Below are 18,961 nucleotides of genomic sequence, written 5' to 3'. Positions count from 1 at the left end.
TAAGGACGGCGCATATTGCAGAGAACGGTACTCAAAAACAGGATTAAGGAAGGTTTAACGGGATGAATTTACCGGAATTCGGCGTTAAAAGGCCTATTACCAATATAATGATATTTTTTGCGATAATTATAATCGCTCTTTACAGTGTATCGAAAATAGGTGTAGACCTCTTTCCCGAAATAGAATCGCCTGTTATCTCTGTTATTGCCACTTATCCGGGAGCCAGCCCGCAGGATGTTGAAACAAATGTTATAGAACCGCTTGAGAATCAGCTTGGCACAACCCCTGAGCTCGATAAAATAACGGCTACATGTATGGAAGGGGTAGGAGTCTTACAGTTAAAATTTAATTGGGGAACGGATCTTAACGAAGCAAGCAACGATATCCGCGACAGGATAGAACTGGCGAAACAATACCTTCCTGATATTCCGGATGAAATGGAGAACCCTTTTATATTTAAGTTTAACACGGCTAATATGCCGATTCTTCAAATCGGGATTCAGGCAAAAGAAACTTACCTCGACCTTTACGACATGGTTGACAATAGGATAGTCGACCAGCTTAAGCAGCTTCCCGGCGTGGGAACGGTGCAGATTTACGGCGGCTACCAGAGACAGATCAATATATGGGTAGATAAAAAGAAGCTCGAAGCTTATGATTTTTCAATTTCCGATATAGGTAACATTCTAAAAGCGGAAAACATTACCCAGCCCGTGGGGAATCTCGAAACAGGTTTGACTGATTATCTGGTGAGAGTGCCGGGCGAGTTTAAGAACCCCAATGAAATAGACCGTATTATATTGGGAGAAAAAAATGGGAGGTTTGTTTACCTGCGGGATATCGCCCGTATAGAAGACGGTTATATGGATATGGATATGATTGTCAGAATCAATAGGAGCCAGGGCCTGATACTTATGGTCCAGAAACAGGTCGGCACGAACACTGTTCAGGTTGCTGAGAGGGTCAAGAGCAAACTTAGGGAACTGGTCGATGATTTTCCGCCCGACGTGGATTTTAAGATTATATTTGACACTTCAGAAGATATTATATCTTCAATTAATACATTAAAGTCTAATCTGGGTTATGGAATCCTGCTGGTTATACTTGTAGTCTGGTTTTTTTTAAGGAGCTTTAAATCAAGTTTTATTATTGCCCTGACTATACCTTTCTCTCTTTTAATGGCGTTTATTTATCTTTTTATCAGCGGCAAGACATTAAATGTCATAAGCTTATCGTCGCTTGTTATCGCGCTTGGTATGGTTGTAGACGGGGCAATAGTTGTTGTGGATAATATTACCCGCCATATTGACAGAGGGGAGAGGCCAAAGGAAGCTTCTGTATACGGGACAATGGAAATATTTACTTCGATTGCGGCATCGACCCTTACGACAGTTGTGGTCTTCGGCCCTCTCCTCTTTGCAAGCGGTGTAGTAGGCATTATGTTCGGGGAACTTGCGGCTATAGTCATAATAACTCTTATCGGGTCTTTATTTACATGTTCGACTTTTACTCCTATGCTCTGTTCAAAATGGTTCAGGCGGACATTTGCGGCAAAAGAGAGTGAACCCGCTAAAAAAAATATCCTGTCGCCGATCTATTATCTTTCCGGAAAATTGTTTGATTCCGCGGAAACAATTTATGGAAAAGCCCTGAGTTTTTCGTTAAACCACCGGATACTGGTGCTGTTTGTTTTTTTCCTGGTATTTGTTTCAACTCTGACATTAAGCGGTTATATAGGTTCGGAGTTTATTCCGGAGGAGGATTCGGGAGATTTGAGAGTGACTGTAGAACTTCCTGTGGGCACGAAGGTTGGTGAAACAGACAAAGTAGCATCCCGGGTAGAAAATATAATGGATAAATTTATTCCCGAGAAAGAATTTATGTTTGCCAGATCAGGTACTCTTCCGGGTATTGCGGCGGCTTTTGGCAGAACTACAGGGACACATATATGTGAAGCCGGCGTAAAGACAGTAAAGGTTATTGAAAGGAAAAGAAGTATCTGGGAAATGGGTCAGGTTGTGAGAGAACAGGTGGAAAAAATAGGTGGTATTATAAAACTTAACCTCGAACTGGGCAACCCGATGACTAAAATGGTTACAGGAGGAGGGGGGAAAAGTGTACAGGTGGAAGTTCTCGGTGATTCTTTTGAAAAGACAGGAATGGTAGCGGAACAAATAGCTAATGTTATGAGAGAGGTAGACGGCGCTGTTGATATAAGCATTTCGAGGGAACTTAACCGGCCTGAAATAGATATTGAGATAGACAGGGAAAAAGCCGCAGTCCTGGGACTGAATGCCGCTGCGATAGGAGAAACACTGAAAACATATATCGAGGGAAGTATTGTTTCCAAATACAGGGAAGAAGGCGACACTTATGATATAAGGGTAAGGCTTGAGGAACCGTACAGGCAAAGCATAGAGGATATCAATAACCTTGTGATTGTATCCCAGTATACAGGGCAAAAAATAAGGCTTAATAATGTCGCGCAGGCCAGGGAAACATACGGGCCCCTTGAAATCGAGAGGAAAAACAGGGAGAGGGTTTTAACCGTGGAGTGCAATACATACAAGCGCTCTATGGGTGAAGTGGTTGACGATATCAAGAATGAAATAAGCAAGGTCGCTATACCGGAAGGTGTTTCAATAAATTTCGGGGGAGAGGCGGAAGAGCAGAAAGAAGCTTTTCAGGACCTCTTTGTATTGCTTATATTAGGGATTGTTCTTGTATATATGGTGATGGCCGCTCAATTCGAGTCATTCTTTGACCCGTTTATAGTGATGTTCGCGATACCGTTTACTTTTACGGGTGTAATTATTGCGTTTGTTTTGACAGGCACAACTTTGAGTATTATTTCATTCCTGGGAGTTGTAATGCTTATGGGTATAGTTGTAAATAATGCGATTGTGCTTATAAGTTATATAAATATATTAAGGTCCAGGGGCAACTCCGTGAGGGATGCGATTGTCAACGGCTGCAGTGACAGGCTGCGCCCCGTGTTAATGACAACATTCACTACGATGATAGCGATGGTGCCGATGGCGTTTTTCAAAGGGGAGGGAGCGGAAATGTGGCGGCCCCTGGGTATAACTATGATAGGCGGATTAAGCGTTTCTTCCTTCGTGACATTACTGTTTGTCCCCACCATTTATGGTTTGTTCGAAATGAGGAAGAAGAAAAACAATGTTGAGGTCAAAAATGCCTGAGAATAATTTGCAGATGGTTATGATAGTTTATTATGAAGCGATGGATATGGAGATAATGGAAATTCTTAAGGAATGCCGGATGCTGTATTATACAAAGATAGAAGGCGCGTTCGGCAAAGGCGAATTATCCGGTCCAAAGCACGGGAATGATATCTGGCCCGGAAAAAATAATATAATATATGTCGCATGCCCCCGGGAGGCTGCGGAGAGCATCATAGGCTGTGTGGAAGGCTTAAGAAAAAAACACAGCGAAGAGGGGATTAAGGCTTTTGTGTGGTCCCTTGAGTCAATGACATAAAAACCTGTGTAATCTTTCCTTTGATTTTTCTTCGCCAAGATTGTAATCTTAAAGTTATAGCCTTATTTAAATAAAAATACATTCCTTCTGAATGCATACTTAGGAGTTTGTTGTGAGACCTGTCAAAACGAAAATAATAGCGACTTTAGGGCCTGCCTGTTCTTCAATAACGACAATAAAAAAGATGATAAAAGCGGGTGTTGACCTTTTCAGGATAAATTTTTCCCATGCGGATGCCGGATTTGCGGGGGATCTTGTTTATAATATAAGAAAAGCCTCCGATGCTCTCGGAGAACCCGTCGGGATACTTGCCGACCTCCAGGGCCCCAAGATAAGGGTGGGTATTTTCGAGGCCGGTTCAATAAGCGTGAAAAAAGGGGATATAGTCACTATCACCGCAAAAAAAGTTAAAGGCAGGAAAGGCATTATACCTACCATATATCCTTTATTTGCAAAAGATGTAGCCGTAAACAGCAGCATTCTGATAAATGACGGCCTTATTAAACTAAAGGCAATCGGCAAAACCGGCAAAGAAGTAAAATGCAGGGTGTTAAACGGCGGTGAAATAAAAAACCATAAAGGCATTAACCTGCCCGGAGCGAAAATAAGCTCGCCTTCGCTTACTTCTAAGGATAAAAAGGATTTACTGACGGCGTCAAAGCTTGGAATAGATTATATAGGATATTCATTTGTCAGGTCGCCTGACGATGTCACAAAAATAAAAAGATTTATGGCGGCCCATAAAGTTTCCATGCCGGTTATTGCCAAGATAGAAAAACCGGAAGCGCTTTCTAACATTGAAGAAATTATAAGGCTGTCAGACGGGATTATGGTAGCGAGAGGTGATTTGGGAGTCGAGATTCCGATTGAAGATGTGCCTCCTGTCCAGAAAAAGATAATAAGCCTTGCCAATATGGGGCGGATCCCGGTTATAACGGCGACACAGATGATGGAATCCATGATTGAAAGGCCTGTTCCCACCAGAGCGGAAGTAAGCGATATAGAGAACGCGGTATTCGACGGCACGGATGCGGTAATGCTTTCAGGCGAGACTTCGGTCGGCAAATATCCTATCAAAGCGGTAGGGTTGATGAACAGAATCGTAAGAAAAGCGGAAAACAGCGTTTACGAACCCGGTATAGTAAATGAAATCGACCATAATATAGATGATTTTTCGTTTTCTGTGGTGCATGCGGCGTGTGAAGCCGCAAATGAGGCTGCGGCGGACTGGATAATAGTATATACTCAGACCGGAAAAACGGCGCTGAACGTATCCAAGAGAAAACCGCCGACAAATGTGATTGCCTTTTCTTCTTCCCAAAAAACGGTGAACAGGATGTGCCTGTTGAAAGGAATATTTCCTTTTAAAATCAGAGATTGCAAAAGTTACCGCGAGATAATAAAAGAGGGGAAGAAGATCCTTCTTGCAAAGAGAATAATAAGAAAAGGGCAGGTGCTTGTCATAATAACAGGGGAAACCACCGACGATTTTTCGGCTAACACTCTTAAAATAGTACGGGTCTGAATATGAAAAAACTGATATTTTTGTTAGTTTTTCTGCCTGCTTTGAATGTTTTTTCTTCGGATGTGGATATCAGGGGAAACTGGATATATGTAGACGGGGAGAAATATTTTGTTAAAGCCATAGGTTATGCCGGCTACAGGCAGGGGGAGGTTCCCGCGCCTTATGCTCACGGGCAGAACACGGATCTTCTTGAAGAAGATGTAAAACTCATCAAAGAAGCGGGTTTTAACACGATAAGGACATGGGATGCCAGGTCAAAGGAGGAACTGGATTTATACGCAAAATACGGGCTTATGGTTATGTTCGGTTTCTGGTTTGACCAGGATAAATTGCTCGGCGGGGAAGAAGAACTTGAAGAGATAATAAGCCGGATTAAGGAAGAAACCGAACAAGTTAAAAATTGTTCTAATATTTTGATGTATCTTGTAATCGCCAATGAACCTAAAATAACTCTTGTCCGGGATAAAGACAGGCGGCGGTTACTCGAATCTTATGCGAGAATAAGAGATGCCGTAAGGTCTGTTGATCCGTCGAAACCCCTGGCTTTAACTTACTGGAATCCTATAATATTCCTTGATAATTCGCTTTGGGATGTGCTGTGTGTCAACACGTATTATCATTCTCCCGTAACAAATAATTTCAGCATGGGATATCGCTGTTATAATGAATATCTTGCGAAAGTTGTAGCTGAGGGAAGACCTTTTATCAATACCGAATTCGGTATTATACTGGGGCCAAAGATTTACGGCGGCGCCAAATATCTTAAATATACCTACGGGGGAAATGATGAACAGGCGCAGGCGGAAGGGGTTATAGAGCTTTATGACGATTTGATATCCTCAGGCGCGCATGGGGTCAGCGTTCTCCATTTCCTCGACCAGTGGTGGGTTACCGGAAACCCGGAAATACAGGATGAACATCCGGAAGAATGGCTGGGAATAGCGGTTTTAAGCCCTGAATCGGAAGGGTCTCATGCTCAACCGCGGCCGGCGTATTATGCTTTGAAGGAATATAACCAGGTTTTGTTGATTTCTCCCCGTGATATGGACATTGCCGCAAAAATTATACCGGTGGATGTTTTCGTTACGGAAAATATCGGTAAAGTTACTGCGGAATGTTGCGGGGAAACATTGGAATTGGTAAAAACCGGCAAGCGCTGGTTTTCGGGGGATTTCAAAACTTCGGGGATAAAAGACGAAATTGTTGCGGTTAATATTACCGCATACGGGGATAAAGAATATAAACGGCAGGCGACGGTGTGGATAAAAAAATCCGGGTTGCCCGAGATCCCGTTGAAAGTCAATGTTCATACCGATAAAAAAACTGTTCATCCCGGGGATAAAATTGTTCTTACCGTCATGGTTACTGATGCACTGAATAACCCGGTTGCCGATAAAGACGTGAATATCTCTTTATTTTATCCCGTAAACTGGATGGAAAGGATATGGACCAGAAAAACCGATAAAAAAGGCGTTGTGACCATAGAGATAAATACGCCGGACCAGAAAGGCTGGATAAACCTTGCCGCAGGAACAGATTTTTCAAAAGGCAGTTTCAGGAAACGCGCGGGGGATATGACCACGGTATTTATGGAATAAGACTTATATTTTCTGAAATTGATGTGAAACCCTGATTTTTCCTGTCTCGCTTACGCTGATAAACCTGTATTCGCACACATTGATGACTGTGGTCTGTTTATATACGGAAATCTGGTTTTTTATCAGGCTTGGTTGATGTATATGCCCGTGCAGCCACAGGACGGGCTGTATTTTATCGATGAATTTTTTGAAACAGGAAAATCCCCTGTGGCATTGGTCATCGAGATCATGAATTCCCTGGACCGGAGCGTGCGAAACAACAAAAAAAGGCATTTTTTTCTGGCGCGCTATTTTCCCTATGATTTTCCGGAGGCGTATCTTTTTTATGGTTTTTCTGACGGATGAGAGCATTTCTTTTTCATGATATTGTATGCCTTGTCCGTTGTACCATCTTGAGCCTTCAAATCCCGTTATTATGCATTTGCCGCACTGGATCAGCTTACCGTTGAGGTTCGTTCCGGGGAATCCCTTTTTCGGGAAAAAAACAGGTATGCCGTATGAATCGACTTTATATTGCGCCGCAGATTTTTTCTGGTATAAGTCATGGTTCCCGAATACATAAAGAAGTTCGATATTTAGAGCGTCAGCGATAAAACTCAGGTAGTCATGCCGCAGGTCCCCGCACGATATTAATAGATCGATTTTGCCGCGGATTGCGGACATTTTCGGCAAAAGCGCCTGCAATGTTGAGCTTTCTATATCTGAAACAGCGAGAATATTGATATTTTTCATGCTCATTTTTTTACCGTTTTGGCCAATGATTTAAAGAAATCCCTGAATATCGTCGGTATTATATCCGTAATTTTTTCCGGCTTGAATTTTTTGAGAAAGTCCTGTTTTGAAAAGTCGAACCCGACATCGTGCCCCGCCTGCTGAGACAGGTAATATTTATGGAGCATAAACCAGACATACAAATCAGTGTATGTCCTGTTGGGGAAATCCTTGAGGAGTTTGTCCTTGAAAATCACCTGAATCGCCGGAACAAATATCTTTTCGTACCATTCATAGGAAGCATATATCATATCTTTATCCTGGAACTGCGCGCTGTTGTGGTATTCCCTGAAGGACAGTATTTCCTCATAAAGTTTTGCAAAACTGGTGAGGTCGGTCACTTTTATGGGATATTTTAAAATAGAGTTTTTAAGACGTGTTTTTTCCTCGAAAGTTTTTTCTTCCAGTAGGATAAGGAATTTTTTTGCCGTTTCGGTATTATATGAATACTTCTTTTTTGGGTTTAATTCCACGTCAAAATTGACCTTTGTCACTTCCGCGTCTATGAATTCGGCCTGCAGTTCATTTTTTGCGATTGTAACGCGGTGGTGCCCGTCAATTACGAAGTAATTATCAAGAACCTGATAAACTTTTATGGGAGGAAGTGATTTTCCGTTTTTGAAAGCGGAAAAGACGCTCAGGTATTTTGCGCTTTTGACTTCTTTCGCGACAAAAAATTTGCTGTTGAAATCCGTATATCTGCCCACACTGCCTATGATCTTATTTATCGGGATAGGTTTTATTCCGGCATAAGATATGCTTTTTGTGTTTAAATTTTTTATCAGCCTGCTGAAATCTATGAGTTCTTTATCTTTTTTCACGATTATAGATTCCGTTTTGTGTCCGGCTTGTTGTGCAGACGGCGCCGACGCGATGATTTGCTCAATGGATTTTTTATGTTTTTTCATATTATTATTTTACCACTTGAATAAGTAAAGTTTGCATTAAAAATTATCATAATGTAAGATTGAGCTGTTAGTGCTTTATCTTAAATCAGTTTTAAAATATAATAAAACATATGCCAGACAGTCAAGATACCATAATATGTTCAAGATGCAAAAGGACTCTTCATCTGCCCCCGGGTTCGGGCGGGCGGCTTATAATGTGCAATGCCTGCCATCAGAAAATTTATGTGCCGAGGGATTTTACCGGAAAACTGAAGATGCCGTTTGTTTTTGCCGGGTCTATACTGGGGTTTATAGTAGGGTTCCTGTTCATTTACAAGGGGACTGTTGACGGTTATTTTATTTCCTTCCTTACAGTATTCGGTTTGTCTTTCGCCGGGTTTTTCTCGGGCATCGCGCTTTCAAAATTTTCTGAGAATCTGATAAACGGTATTGAGAATTCAAAACGGCCTTAGGCGGCAATCTTTTTCTTCGGCTTTACCACAAGCAGCCATCTTCTGTGCGGCGGCTTGTCATTTATATTTTCATCGACCCAGTACTTCAGAAATCGCGACTTATTGACAGTGCGTATTATCCCGTGTTTGGATGGGTCAGCTATAAGCACCCGGTCTTTACTGACGCCTATGACAACTGAATAATGTCCACCCCCCCAGGCCACATAATGAACTATCACAGGATGAAGAAGAGTATATTTTTTAAGGTCTTTTATTGAAGCGTTATTTTTATCCCACACTGAAAAACCGAGTCTTCTGGCCGCTCTTTTTAAACCTGTGGGACCGGTTCCGTTTTCGGGAGATGTTTTGCATAAATTTCTCAGCTTTTTTACGGAAATTACTTTTCCGTAATGGGCAAGAACCATTTTTAAGGAAGTGGGTCCGCAATCATAATTAGTCCGCTGCCTATACTGGGGAACTTTTATAGCGTGGTTTTTGTCTTTCTTATGCCAAGTGTGAAGCACCATTTTACCGCTTGATTCCTCCATACTGTAAAAAGAGAATTCTATTAAAATCTGGGAAATTGTCAAGTAAAGATTAAGATGTACAAAAATTGTTGTAATTCTTTTACTTGCAGTAAGTTAAGACTATTTTACTGTATTTTTCGGTATAATTTTTTTAAAAAATATTGTTATTAAGGGCAAATCGGGTATAGAATTGCCGGAATTCAGGAGGAAGCGATTATGAAAGAGAATTTTTATCCTTCGGATCTTACCGGACAACCGAAGGGCCCGGCTGTTAAGCAGGAAACAGGAGTCAGGGGCTATATTGGATTTACTCTTATATCCTTGGGTATTCTAATCGGCTTATGGGTATTTGTAAATACCTTTGTTTTGTTCAATAACCCTTCAAAAATAGGACTTTTCCGCGAAAAGATGGACATGAGCATAGAAACCATTACTTCAAGCGCGGAAAATGTCAAAATGCTTATACCCCCTCAATTTTTAGCCTATATAATTCCTTTGTTCCTGCTTATGATATGCCTTGGTGTTGCCGGTGTGTTTATAACCGGCGGCGTGAACCTGATTTGCGGCGATATCAAGAAAATTCTGGCCAAAATAACTGAGATTGAATCTTATATCAAGAAGAAATGAGTCCTGTTGTACTAGCTCAGTAATTCGGTAACCTTTTGAAGTTTATCAAAAGGAGAGATATAATTCAATCCTCCATGTCTTCTTAGATGGTTAAACTCAAACAGGAAATTACCCAGATTAAGGATAAGGTCTTCTTTTGAAGTAAAAGAGTTAGGAGCAAAGAACTCTTTTTTGATTATTCTCCAGAAGGCTTCTATTTTACCGTTAGTCTGCGGCCTATAAGGCTGTGTATATATATGTTTTATACCCAGTTCACCGCACATTGTTTCAAACGGATGTTCTCTTTGGATTGATCCTTTAAACTCCGGCCCGTTATCAGACATCACAGCTTCATATTCAAAATTATATATTTGTTTAAACCAGGATAAAGAACGAGCCATGAAATATGTCAGGGTTGAGGCTTTCTTGTCTTTTAGTATCTCAGCATAAGTAAGCCTGGTACAGTCATCACATAGAGCCGCTATATAAATTTCCTTGATCTTAAATGAACAGCGCATATCTTTCGGTATCTTGGACAGGTCTATATGAGCCAACTCTCCGGGCGCCTTCTTCTCGTACCGCTTAATTATTTTCTTTTGGCTCTCATTTAAAGGATATCTGGCTTTGATTCTGTCCATTGTAGCCGGAGACGGTGTCTTATCCAGATAGTAGGGTTTAAACAGCAATACAAGCTCGTATCTGTTGGAACCGAACCTTCTGTATGCTTTTACAATATTACGTTCTATGTCCTTCGGTGTGCGTCTTGTCCCGGGTTTGGGCCCTCGCTTTTCAGGCAGCAGAGCTTCATCCGTTTTGCCGCCCTCTATCCATTTGTGGTAATATCGGGTTATCTCTTTCTTTGATATATGATGGGCTTCACAGAGATCTTTGACAAATTTAAACCGGCGGGGAGTTACTTTTGACTTTGTTATTTCATATTCTTTTAATATCGGTATCCATCGTTTTACTACCACTATATCTTGATACTTCATTTTCAGGCCTCCTTCGGCTATAATATGTTACCAAAAGAGTTACCTAATTAGTGAGCATGAACACCTGTCCCATTTATTGAAGTCAATGGCGAAAGTAGCTCTATCCTTGTTTTTTATTATAACGCATATATTTTAGGTGTGGATTGTTCTTTGAACAATAGAACAATTGAGCATTAGACCGTTCCGCCTGCTGCGGAACTCTGTCCCGCCTTTGGCGGGACTGGTGGAGGTGGCGGGAGTCGAACCCGCGTCCTGAAATAAATTCACGGCAGCATACCACATGTTTCTTCCGGTTCATTGGTCTTGCATTTATGGCTTAAACCGGACTAAAAACCATAAATGCCAGCCCCGGCGAATTTAACCGCTCTTTAACAGGACAGGTTAAAAAGAGGCGAGCCTGCTGTAGTCGCTCCTAAAGCCCCGCAGGCTGAACTTTAGGAACGTGGCTGTCTAAGCAGCCAAAGCTAACTGTTCGTCTGCAGTTATATTTTGCAAGGTGTTTTAGGAGGCCTCCCTGCAACCTCCACATGCAGCTTCCGTTTCAGTATCCCAGTCGAAACCGAATCACCCCCGAGAAAGAACAAAGGCAATTGAATATATATCAGAACTCCGTATATGTCAAGCAGGAGACCAAACGACAGATAAAAGACGCAAGAAAAAAACCAAAAAACTTACTACCACAGATGCACACACCTGCCTGCCGGCAGGCAGGGATTTACACAGATAAAGAGCAAAGGATTATAAGTGCTTTAAAATTAGAATTTGTTTGTAATTTCGGTTATTTGAATTTAAATATTATTTTGGATTTTGATATTAGGATTTAGAATTTCGGCTTTAAAAATCTGTGATTATCTGTGTTGTCTATGATTGAATTTGTATTTCAAGTTTTTATATTTTTTATTTGATTATAATCTGTCCCCATTCGGTCGCGTCATCTTCTTTTGTGCCGTTCCATAGCATGTGGCTCCAGTTCTTTGAAGTGTCGACATCCGAAACGGAAATGTTAAAACCAAGGATCTGGTTTTTTTCCAGGGGGCCGATACCAAGGGCGGCAACCGGTATTTTTACCTCCGCGAAGTAACCGCTGCCGCTGTCGGAGGCTATGATTTTGGAGAAAAATTGTATCTGTTTTTTCAGCTCGTTTGCATCGTCATTTCTGTAAACCCATATCGAAGGGTATTCTTTTCCGTCTGATATAGGGGATATGTTGATCTGGAAGCAGTTCGGATTATTCGGCATATTGTTGATTAGTGAGGCGTTGTTTTTTGCGTCAATCCATATTTCGACACAGTCATTTTTCCATATGCTTGCCCTGGAAGACCGTCCATAGATTTCATTATCTGTGACAACGACCAGAAAATACAGGTTGTCTTTATCGTGTTTAACAAAAAACCGGGCGCTGCAGTCTATGGAGTCCTTTATCGTTCCCTCTGCCTGATAACAGCCTGATTCCTTTGATACGATTCCGAGCAATTCTTCTCTGTACCCTTCCTTTGTCCAGTCCATGATGTTTCCGTCTATGATTATGGGCCCCTTCACTCCTTCGCACACAAATTTTTTCTTGGGAATTTCTTTTATATCGGGTTCTCTTGTGGAAATAATCTCAGGTGATGCGAAACTTTTGGAAAGTATTTTGAAAGCGGAGATCTTTATTGCTATATCGCCCTTAAAATCGGGAGGATTGACGGTTAACATGCCTTCTTCTGCGTCCATTTCGTTTTGCCCGACTATCTCTCCGGTAAAGGTATTCCGGTATTCGATCTTATATGAGCCTTTGCATAAGCCTTTTATGGCGAATGATACATTCTTATATTCATTTGTGTCGATTCTATTCTCCGAGCCGAATATCTCTATGCCGGGATTATATACCCAGCAATAGAACTTCCTGTCATTGGCCAGCGCCCTGACTTTAAGGTTTTTGCCGGAAGAATCTTTAATAAAGGCTTTTCTGGATTCAAATTTTTCCACCCTGAAATCAGTGTCGTTGATGAAATTCGATATGCATTTGAAGTATTTATACAAATCGAGCGGCTGGATATATGAATCCCACCACCATGCCATTACGGTTCCCGATGAAGGTGTAGTCAGCCCTGTCCATAATGCAGAGTGAAGAATGCTGCCCTCGGGGTCGTTTTCCCTGTTCATAAGTTTACTTCCGAATTCGCCGAAGAAAAAAGGTTTGTCAAGCTTGGAGAACCGTTCATATTCGGTATCTATAATAGTGGTTATATTATTTGTATAAGTATGCACCTGCGAAAAATCTATATCATCGAGTTTAAATGTGTCGAAATTTACTCTTGCCCCGTAACTTGTTGTAATAAGATGGTTGTGGATATCGTTTTGTTTTATAAAGGCTGATATTTCCTTATGCCATTTTGTATCTGTTTTAACATCGAATCCGGTGATATAGGATGTTTCATTGAAAAGTTCCCATGCCATCAGGTTTTTTGAGTATCCCCACCGGGCGATTATGTACCGCAGGCGGTTTTTAAAGATATTTTTTGCCGTTTCATTTGAGAAAAAATCATTCGGTTCCGGACATGGCCCGCCGTTTGCCGCATTATAAGGGTTCTTATCCCATTCCGGGTCTGTGGTTTTGCTGAACTGTCCGTGGTTATTTAAAACCAGCTGTATGTAAATACCTTTTTCTTGTGCATAATCAATAATTTTATCCAGGTAAGAAGCTCTTCTCAGATGATATTTTTTCAACCCCTTGAAATCTTTGCCTGTCCATTCCAGGGCTAAGTTCCAGGGGCACATCCAGATTCGGGCCCAGTTTTCGCCGTTTTCCGACATTTTTCTGAAATATTTTTTATAGCCGGAAGCGGAAGCCCATCCTAAATTATGCCCGACAGGAAAGAAAAATTCCCTGTTTTCGAATTCAAAATAAGAATTGTCTTCGGGGCTTACGATTATATTGCCTTTATTCGTTGATTCTGCGCATTGGAAGGAGAATAAGTCGCCGGCTGTTTCGCCCCATCTGGTTTTGATTTTTATGATTCCTTTCCAGAGGCCTTTTTTATCCGGAGAAAATCTCACTTTCCATATGAGCTTTTCTTCCGTATCCGGTTTTTGGATGTCGTATAAAAATCCTTCGGCCCTTATTTTTTTGTTTTCGGGTGAAATCAGTTCGGCAAAAACAGTGATTTCATCATAATCAAACGGGTTTTCTATTTCTGAATCAAGTGAGATGTCTATTTCCAGTTTTTCTCGCCATCCTATAGTATCTTTTGAAAGTGATACCGCAGTGATAACAGGGACTTTATCGGATGATCCGATACCCTGGCAGGAGATGACAGGAAAATAGAAATATAATATAAGTAAAATTACGTATGTGTATGAGTTTTTCATATATGTATGGTTGACTAACAAGTTAATATAACCCTTTTATGCGCATGTGTCAAGAGGGGGCGGTCAGTTTTTAGTTTGATAGGCGCGTTTTTTTGCGCGCTGTATTTTAAGGAGGTCTTCTTTTTTCCTGATAGCTTCTCTTTTGTCAAATTTCGTTTTGCCTTCCGCGATTGCAAGCTCGACTTTTACTCTGCCTTTTTTTAAATAGAGTTTCAGCGGTATCAGAGAATGGCCTTTTATGGAAGTTTGCCCGAACAATTTTCTTATTTCTGATTTATGAAGAAGCAGTTTCCTTGTCCTTAAGGGGTCATGGTTATTCCTGTTTCCGAACTCATAAGGGCTGATATGGAGGTTGAAGATGAGAACCTGTCCGTTTTCGATTTTGGCAAAGGAATCGGATAAATTGCCTTTTTTATTCCTGAGAGATTTTACTTCGGTGCCTTTTAATTCTATGCCGGCTTCTATCGTGTCCAGTATAGTATAATCTCTGCGGGCTTTTCTGTTTGTAATGATTATTGTCATAGATTTATTTTTTCAAAATTCTATTAACCACAGATAGCTCAGATAATCACAGATTTTTAAAGCTGAAATTCTAAATCCTAATATTAAAATCCAAAATAATATTTAAATTCAAATAACCGAAATTACAAACAAATTCTAATTTTAAAATACTTATAATCTTTTGCTCTTTATCTGTGTAAATCCCTGCCTGCCGGCAGGCAGGTGTGTGTTCTGTGGTTGCTATTGTTTTTTATCTGTTTATCTTTTACTATTGAACTGCCGATCTGTTGAACTACTTAATTAATTCTATCTCTTCTTTTATTTGCTCAGCATGAAATCAGGGTCGTTTTTAAGTTTTTCTCTTGTTTCTTCGAAGAGCATTCTCATTGCCGGATGGTCGGAACTAAAAGCTCTTTTTGAAAAATCTGGGTCTGACTTTATTTTTTCAAATTCGGGCCTGAATTCTTTAAAATAAGAGCCGTAAATGTGAAGGGAATCCGATATATCCACATAGCGGCCGGTTTTTACCGGTTTGTTGATTTTTTCGGAAATCTGTTCCGCGATTTTTTTCTGGAGGTCTGTCATGGCAAAAGCATTCATAAACCACGCTTTATACGCGTCCCTGCTTCTCCAGTGTGTATTAAGATTAAGCGTAAGCGTCCCGCCGCCGTCTTTTACCAGGCGGAACCATAACCTTTGTAGACAGGGGGGATCTTCCAATTTAACATCTGCGTTTGGCATCCACGTGATTGCCTGCGCTCTTCTGCTGTAATGTGTTTCACATAGTTTGTCTATTATGTATTCCATCTGGTTTACAGGCTGAAGCTTCCTCGATGAGGGGTTTTCGAGGTCTTCCGTTGCGGTGTAATCAAACAACCTGCCGTGGTATGTATATGTCCATTTCTCTTTGTCCAGCGGGTTTACCCAGTGGTCGTGAATGCCCTTCACGACTTCCTGCCTGTATATCTCCAGCTCGGATGGCCCTCCCGGAAAGTTTTTGTGGATTCTTGGTTCTGAAAACGGTTCTATGACCTCAATTATTACAGTTGCGTCTTTGCTGGGCGGGTCGATAAATTCGCCGGAAGCGTTTTTGCGGTCATATTCTGTCCTGACATCGACACCGTTCTCCCATACTTCAAGTATTGCTTTCTCCCATGCTTCGGGAAGGCATTTTCCCCTGACAAAAAGGCATGGTATATTTCCATTATCCATTTATTGACATCCCTTTATTTTTCATTCGATAATAATAATTTTTTCAACCTGGATTAATTCAGCAATACTGTTATTCCCGTTAAGCGGTAAGCGGGCTTTTACAGTAGCTGAATTCAGATCTTCTGAAAACTCTTCATCAACAAATTCGGCGTTTTTGACATAGGAAGTAATATTGATTTTGCCTTTTATCGCGCCTTTTCTGTTTAATATTGCAAAAACACTGTTAGATAAATTGGAAAGGGCATTTATTTTTGCCGCTCGATTTGCCATAAGTTTTTTTCTGCCGGATTGTTCGACATCATCAGGGGCTTTGCCTTTTCCTGTTGCGACAAGATAGGTTCCGTTAAAACTGACATCGGGTGTTTCAATCTCGGGTTTTTTTAACTTCAGTACGCCGGTCTGTGGAGCGCACCCCGGAAGTAGGATTGTCAACAACAGCAAAATTGTAAGGACAGGCTTAATTATCTTTTCCTCTATCTTTTATTTTGATGCCCTGTACCACACTGGGTGCAGGGCAGTGAACCCCGTGTGTTTCTAATCTTGCAGAGAACGCTATGTAGTTCTAAGTTTACAGTGAACCCTGCGTGGTTCACTGGTGCGGACAAGAGGACTTGAACCTCCATAGCCTTTCGGCCACTAGAACCTGAATCTAGCGCGTCTGCCAATTCCGCCATGTCCGCAATATAATACAGTTGCCTATTATCCGAATATTGTGAATTTATGTCAAATAAAAAACCCTGCCGGCCGGTGTAATAAATATTTATTTCAGTAATAAGCCTTTATATAGTAAATTAATTGAGTATGAAAAAAGTGTTTTTACTGCTTGTGGTGTTTCTTTCAGTATCGGCGGCTTACGGTTTTTCCCTGAAAGGGCCGGTATGCAGTATCGAGACGACTATATATAAATCTTACGATATAGCATATATAGAGCTTAACTCTGTAGTGAAATCCTTTGGTATGGATCTGTATTGGAACCCGGTTTTAAAAGAGGTCAAACTTGAGTCTCCCGGGTTTTCCCTTCTTATGAGTTTAAACAACAGGTATGTTTCTGTAAACGGCAGGACGTTTGATATGCCCGGACCGATGATATTCCATAAAGGCATTCTATATGTTCCGCTGGATATTAAAGAAGATGTGCTTGATTTATACATCAAACCCGGGGATCCGGCAGCCGGGAGAAAAATAACCAGCCTTCGGGGGTTTAAAGTCGTTATTGATCCCGGCCACGGGGGGAAAAATATCGGGGCGAGGAATAAAAACGGCGCAGATGAAAAAACGATTGTTCTTGATATAGCGAAGAAGGTTGCGGCTGTTCTTGAAAAAAAAGGTTTGCAGGTTGTCATGACAAGGGATAAAGATGTGTTTCTAAAGCTGTCAAAGAGATGTGATATCGCGCAGTCCGAGCAAGCCGATCTGTTTATAAGCATACACGCAAATTCCGCTCCCGCCAAAGGTGTTACGGGAATTGAGACATTTGTTTTGGGTACTCCGGCATCGGAAGTGATAAAATCTATAGAAGAGATAGAGGACGGCGATCTTGCTTTGGGCGATTCTGTATACACTAACGGCCAATCGGGCCCCATAGATTCAGCCAGGAGAAAACGTTTAAGCAAGCGTCTTGCATGTTTTATAAATGAAGAAGTTGTCAAAAGCGCTCAGGTTAAAAACAGGGGCGTTAAAGAAGCGAGGTTTTATGTCCTCAGGAATACGGATATGCCCGCGGTTCTTGTGGAGGTCGGTTTTATATCCAATGCCGATGAAAGCGTACTTCTTTTACACGAAGATTACAGGGATAAAATTGCCGGGGGAATCGCTTCGGGTGTATTAAATTATTTTCAGGAATGACGATGAAGAAAAAAAAGGTTTTACCGGTAGGAATTTTTGACTCAGGGGTCGGAGGGTTGACCGTCCTTAAAGAAATAATAAAAATCCTGCCCGGAGAAGATATCATTTACTTCGGAGATACCGCAAGGGTCCCTTACGGCACAAAATCTCCCGATGCGATAAGGCGGTTTGCTGTGGAAAACTGTGATTTTCTGCTGCAGAACCATGTTAAAGCTATAATAGCGGCCTGCAACACTGTTTCATCAGTTGCGTTGCCTTACATTGAAAGCAGGGTAAATGTTCCTGTCATTGACGTCGTGAAGCCGGCGGTCGAAACGGCGTTGGCCTTATCAAAGACTAAAAGAATCGGTGTCATAGGCACGAAAGCCACTATTTCGAGCGGCGCATACGAAAAACGCATAAAAGAATTATGTCCGCCGGCGAAAATCTTATCAAAGGCATGCCCCTTGTTTGTTCCTTTTGTTGAAGAGCATATTTTGACGGGGAGAATATTGGATAGTGTGATAATGATGTACCTGGACGCTTTTAAGCGGCAGAAGATAGACGCTCTTATACTTGGATGTACTCACTATCCGCTTATTAAAAAGAGAATCAAGCGTTTTATGGGAGAAAAAGTCCACGTTATCGATTCTGCCCGGGCTTCGGCGCGCAGGTTAGCGGATATTCTTGCCGGTAAAAAGATAAAGGCTCCCGGGAAAAGGGGCAAAATCCGGTTTTATGTAAGCGATTCGCCCGAATCTTTCCGGTATCTGGGCAGGAAGTTTTTAGGTCGCGGTCTTGATGAAATAAAAGTTGTCAGGGAGGAAGTTTCCTATGTATGGAGTAAGCGTGGAAGATGAATTCAGTTCTGCCCATAGTATAACGCTGGCGGACGGGAGAAGAGAGGCTGTTCACGGGCATAATTGGAAAGTTATTGTTACAGTCGAAAGTGAATTGCCCGGAAAAACAGGGATGGTGTGCGATTTCAAGGATTTGAAAAAGGCCCTGGATTCGGCGCTTAAAATACTTGACCATAAAAACCTGGACGAAGTTGAATTCTTTATGGAGAATGCTCCCACTGCGGAAAATATAGCGAAATTCATATATGACAGGATGATTGACAGGTTGAAATTAAAAAGGGAAAATATTTTGAGGGAAGTAAAAGTTTGGGAAACGGAAGGCAGTTCCGCTTTTTATAGGATATAAATTTGCTG

General features: G+C 41.4%; 17 protein-coding genes, 1 tRNA gene and 1 other RNA gene. 9 read left to right on the top strand and 10 right to left on the bottom strand.

Features of this window, described 5'->3' with window-relative positions; all coding sequences use genetic code 11:
- Positions 1-62: 62 nt before the first annotated feature.
- The 4 genes from M0R36_01920 to M0R36_01905 all read left to right on the top strand — a co-directional run bounded on the left by M0R36_01920 (position 63) and on the right by M0R36_01905 (position 6,624).
- On the top strand, positions 63-3,203 hold the full coding sequence (locus tag M0R36_01920; protein ID MCK9554565.1) for an efflux RND transporter permease subunit: 3,141 nt from the start codon (positions 63-65) through the stop codon (positions 3,201-3,203).
- Entirely contained in the window at positions 3,196-3,501 is a 306-nt protein-coding gene (locus tag M0R36_01915; protein ID MCK9554564.1) for a hypothetical protein, read from the top strand. Before M0R36_01920 ends, M0R36_01915 begins: the two co-directional genes overlap by 8 nt.
- 112 nt (positions 3,502-3,613) lie before the next feature.
- Positions 3,614-5,026, top strand: a complete 1,413-nt coding sequence (gene pyk / locus M0R36_01910) for a pyruvate kinase (GenBank protein MCK9554563.1) — start codon at positions 3,614-3,616, stop codon at positions 5,024-5,026.
- Between the two features lie 2 nt (positions 5,027-5,028).
- Positions 5,029-6,624 carry a hypothetical protein gene (locus M0R36_01905; GenBank protein MCK9554562.1) on the top strand — a complete coding sequence of 532 codons (1,596 nt, stop codon included), beginning with the start codon at positions 5,029-5,031 and terminating at the stop codon, positions 6,622-6,624.
- 3 nt (positions 6,625-6,627) lie between these two features.
- Here M0R36_01905 and M0R36_01900 read toward each other — a convergent pair whose 3' ends face one another.
- Positions 6,628-7,356, bottom strand: a complete 729-nt coding sequence (locus M0R36_01900) for a metallophosphoesterase (GenBank protein ID MCK9554561.1) — start codon at positions 7,354-7,356, stop codon at positions 6,628-6,630.
- Between the two features lie 2 nt (positions 7,357-7,358).
- Positions 7,359-8,303 (bottom strand): DUF4032 domain-containing protein, encoded by a 945-nt coding sequence (locus M0R36_01895; protein MCK9554560.1) that lies wholly within the window; start codon positions 8,301-8,303, stop codon positions 7,359-7,361.
- A gap of 110 nt (positions 8,304-8,413) precedes the next feature.
- Here M0R36_01895 and M0R36_01890 point away from each other — a divergent pair, with 110 nt between their 5' ends.
- The gene (locus tag M0R36_01890; GenBank protein ID MCK9554559.1) at positions 8,414-8,755 is read left to right on the top strand and encodes a hypothetical protein; all 342 of its coding nucleotides are present in this window, start codon (positions 8,414-8,416) and stop codon (positions 8,753-8,755) included.
- Here M0R36_01890 and M0R36_01885 read toward each other — a convergent pair.
- Entirely contained in the window at positions 8,752-9,282 is a 531-nt protein-coding gene (locus tag M0R36_01885; protein ID MCK9554558.1) for a cysteine peptidase family C39 domain-containing protein, read from the bottom strand. The genes M0R36_01890 and M0R36_01885 overlap by 4 nt on opposite strands.
- Before the next feature lie 195 nt (positions 9,283-9,477).
- On the opposite strand from M0R36_01885, the gene M0R36_01880 reads away from it, so the two are divergent.
- Complete coding sequence (locus M0R36_01880; GenBank protein ID MCK9554557.1) at positions 9,478-9,888, top strand: hypothetical protein; 411 nt, start codon at positions 9,478-9,480, stop codon at positions 9,886-9,888.
- A gap of 11 nt (positions 9,889-9,899) precedes the next feature.
- Here the strand turns inward: M0R36_01880 and M0R36_01875 are convergent, their stop codons facing one another.
- The 7 genes from M0R36_01875 to M0R36_01845 all read right to left on the bottom strand — a co-directional run bounded on the left by M0R36_01875 (position 9,900) and on the right by M0R36_01845 (position 16,603).
- Entirely contained in the window at positions 9,900-10,859 is a 960-nt protein-coding gene (locus M0R36_01875) for a DDE-type integrase/transposase/recombinase (GenBank protein MCK9554556.1), read from the bottom strand.
- A gap of 221 nt (positions 10,860-11,080) precedes the next feature.
- Positions 11,081-11,431, bottom strand: a transfer-messenger RNA (tmRNA) gene (gene ssrA, locus M0R36_01870).
- Between the two features lie 325 nt (positions 11,432-11,756).
- Complete coding sequence (locus M0R36_01865; protein ID MCK9554555.1) at positions 11,757-14,210, bottom strand: cellulase family glycosylhydrolase; 2,454 nt, start codon at positions 14,208-14,210, stop codon at positions 11,757-11,759.
- Positions 14,211-14,273: 63 nt separating this feature from the next.
- Positions 14,274-14,732 carry an SsrA-binding protein SmpB gene (gene smpB / locus M0R36_01860; protein MCK9554554.1) on the bottom strand — a complete coding sequence of 153 codons (459 nt, stop codon included), beginning with the start codon at positions 14,730-14,732 and terminating at the stop codon, positions 14,274-14,276.
- A gap of 297 nt (positions 14,733-15,029) precedes the next feature.
- Positions 15,030-15,923, bottom strand: a complete 894-nt coding sequence (locus tag M0R36_01855; GenBank protein ID MCK9554553.1) for a thymidylate synthase — start codon at positions 15,921-15,923, stop codon at positions 15,030-15,032.
- A 21-nt stretch (positions 15,924-15,944) separates the two neighbouring features.
- Positions 15,945-16,358 carry a hypothetical protein gene (locus tag M0R36_01850; GenBank protein MCK9554552.1) on the bottom strand — a complete coding sequence of 138 codons (414 nt, stop codon included), beginning with the start codon at positions 16,356-16,358 and terminating at the stop codon, positions 15,945-15,947.
- 158 nt (positions 16,359-16,516) lie between these two features.
- Positions 16,517-16,603, bottom strand: a tRNA-Leu gene (locus tag M0R36_01845).
- Between the two features lie 121 nt (positions 16,604-16,724).
- Between M0R36_01845 and M0R36_01840 the strand changes: the two genes are divergently transcribed.
- From M0R36_01840 to M0R36_01830, 3 genes are read left to right on the top strand one after another with little or no spacing between them, the layout of a single operon-like run.
- Positions 16,725-17,768: an N-acetylmuramoyl-L-alanine amidase gene (locus M0R36_01840; GenBank protein MCK9554551.1), complete on the top strand. Its 1,044-nt coding sequence runs from the start codon at positions 16,725-16,727 to the stop codon at positions 17,766-17,768.
- 2 nt (positions 17,769-17,770) lie between these two features.
- Positions 17,771-18,607, top strand: a complete 837-nt coding sequence (gene murI, locus M0R36_01835) for a glutamate racemase (GenBank protein ID MCK9554550.1) — start codon at positions 17,771-17,773, stop codon at positions 18,605-18,607.
- Positions 18,582-18,953 carry a 6-carboxytetrahydropterin synthase gene (locus M0R36_01830; protein ID MCK9554549.1) on the top strand — a complete coding sequence of 124 codons (372 nt, stop codon included), beginning with the start codon at positions 18,582-18,584 and terminating at the stop codon, positions 18,951-18,953. The genes murI and M0R36_01830 overlap by 26 nt, the downstream gene beginning before the upstream one ends.
- Positions 18,954-18,961: the final 8 nt, after the last annotated feature.

The sequence above is a fragment of the bacterium genome, assembly GCA_023228325.1.
GTDB lineage: Bacteria > Auribacterota > UBA6266 > UBA6266 > UBA6266 > UBA6266.
This window is presented reverse-complemented; position numbering and strand designations above follow the sequence as displayed.

Bases quoted from the DNA above. Each gene is read 5' to 3' on its own strand.
- M0R36_01920 (MCK9554565.1), top strand. From the start codon at position 63: ATGAATTTACCGGAATTCGGCGTTAAAAGGCCTATTACCAATATAATG.
- M0R36_01915 (MCK9554564.1), top strand. From the start codon at position 3,196: ATGCCTGAGAATAATTTGCAGATGGTTATGATAGTTTATTATGAAGCG.
- M0R36_01905 (MCK9554562.1), top strand. From the start codon at position 5,029: ATGAAAAAACTGATATTTTTGTTAGTTTTTCTGCCTGCTTTGAATGTT.
- M0R36_01900 (MCK9554561.1), bottom strand. From the start codon at position 7,356: ATGAAAAATATCAATATTCTCGCTGTTTCAGATATAGAAAGCTCAACA.
- M0R36_01895 (MCK9554560.1), bottom strand. From the start codon at position 8,303: ATGAAAAAACATAAAAAATCCATTGAGCAAATCATCGCGTCGGCGCCG.
- M0R36_01890 (MCK9554559.1), top strand. From the start codon at position 8,414: ATGCCAGACAGTCAAGATACCATAATATGTTCAAGATGCAAAAGGACT.
- M0R36_01885 (MCK9554558.1), bottom strand. From the start codon at position 9,282: ATGGAGGAATCAAGCGGTAAAATGGTGCTTCACACTTGGCATAAGAAA.
- M0R36_01880 (MCK9554557.1), top strand. From the start codon at position 9,478: ATGAAAGAGAATTTTTATCCTTCGGATCTTACCGGACAACCGAAGGGC.
- M0R36_01875 (MCK9554556.1), bottom strand. From the start codon at position 10,859: ATGAAGTATCAAGATATAGTGGTAGTAAAACGATGGATACCGATATTA.
- M0R36_01865 (MCK9554555.1), bottom strand. From the start codon at position 14,210: ATGAAAAACTCATACACATACGTAATTTTACTTATATTATATTTCTAT.
- smpB (MCK9554554.1), bottom strand. From the start codon at position 14,732: ATGACAATAATCATTACAAACAGAAAAGCCCGCAGAGATTATACTATA.
- M0R36_01855 (MCK9554553.1), bottom strand. From the start codon at position 15,923: ATGGATAATGGAAATATACCATGCCTTTTTGTCAGGGGAAAATGCCTT.
- M0R36_01840 (MCK9554551.1), top strand. From the start codon at position 16,725: ATGAAAAAAGTGTTTTTACTGCTTGTGGTGTTTCTTTCAGTATCGGCG.
- murI (MCK9554550.1), top strand. From the start codon at position 17,771: ATGAAGAAAAAAAAGGTTTTACCGGTAGGAATTTTTGACTCAGGGGTC.
- M0R36_01830 (MCK9554549.1), top strand. From the start codon at position 18,582: ATGTATGGAGTAAGCGTGGAAGATGAATTCAGTTCTGCCCATAGTATA.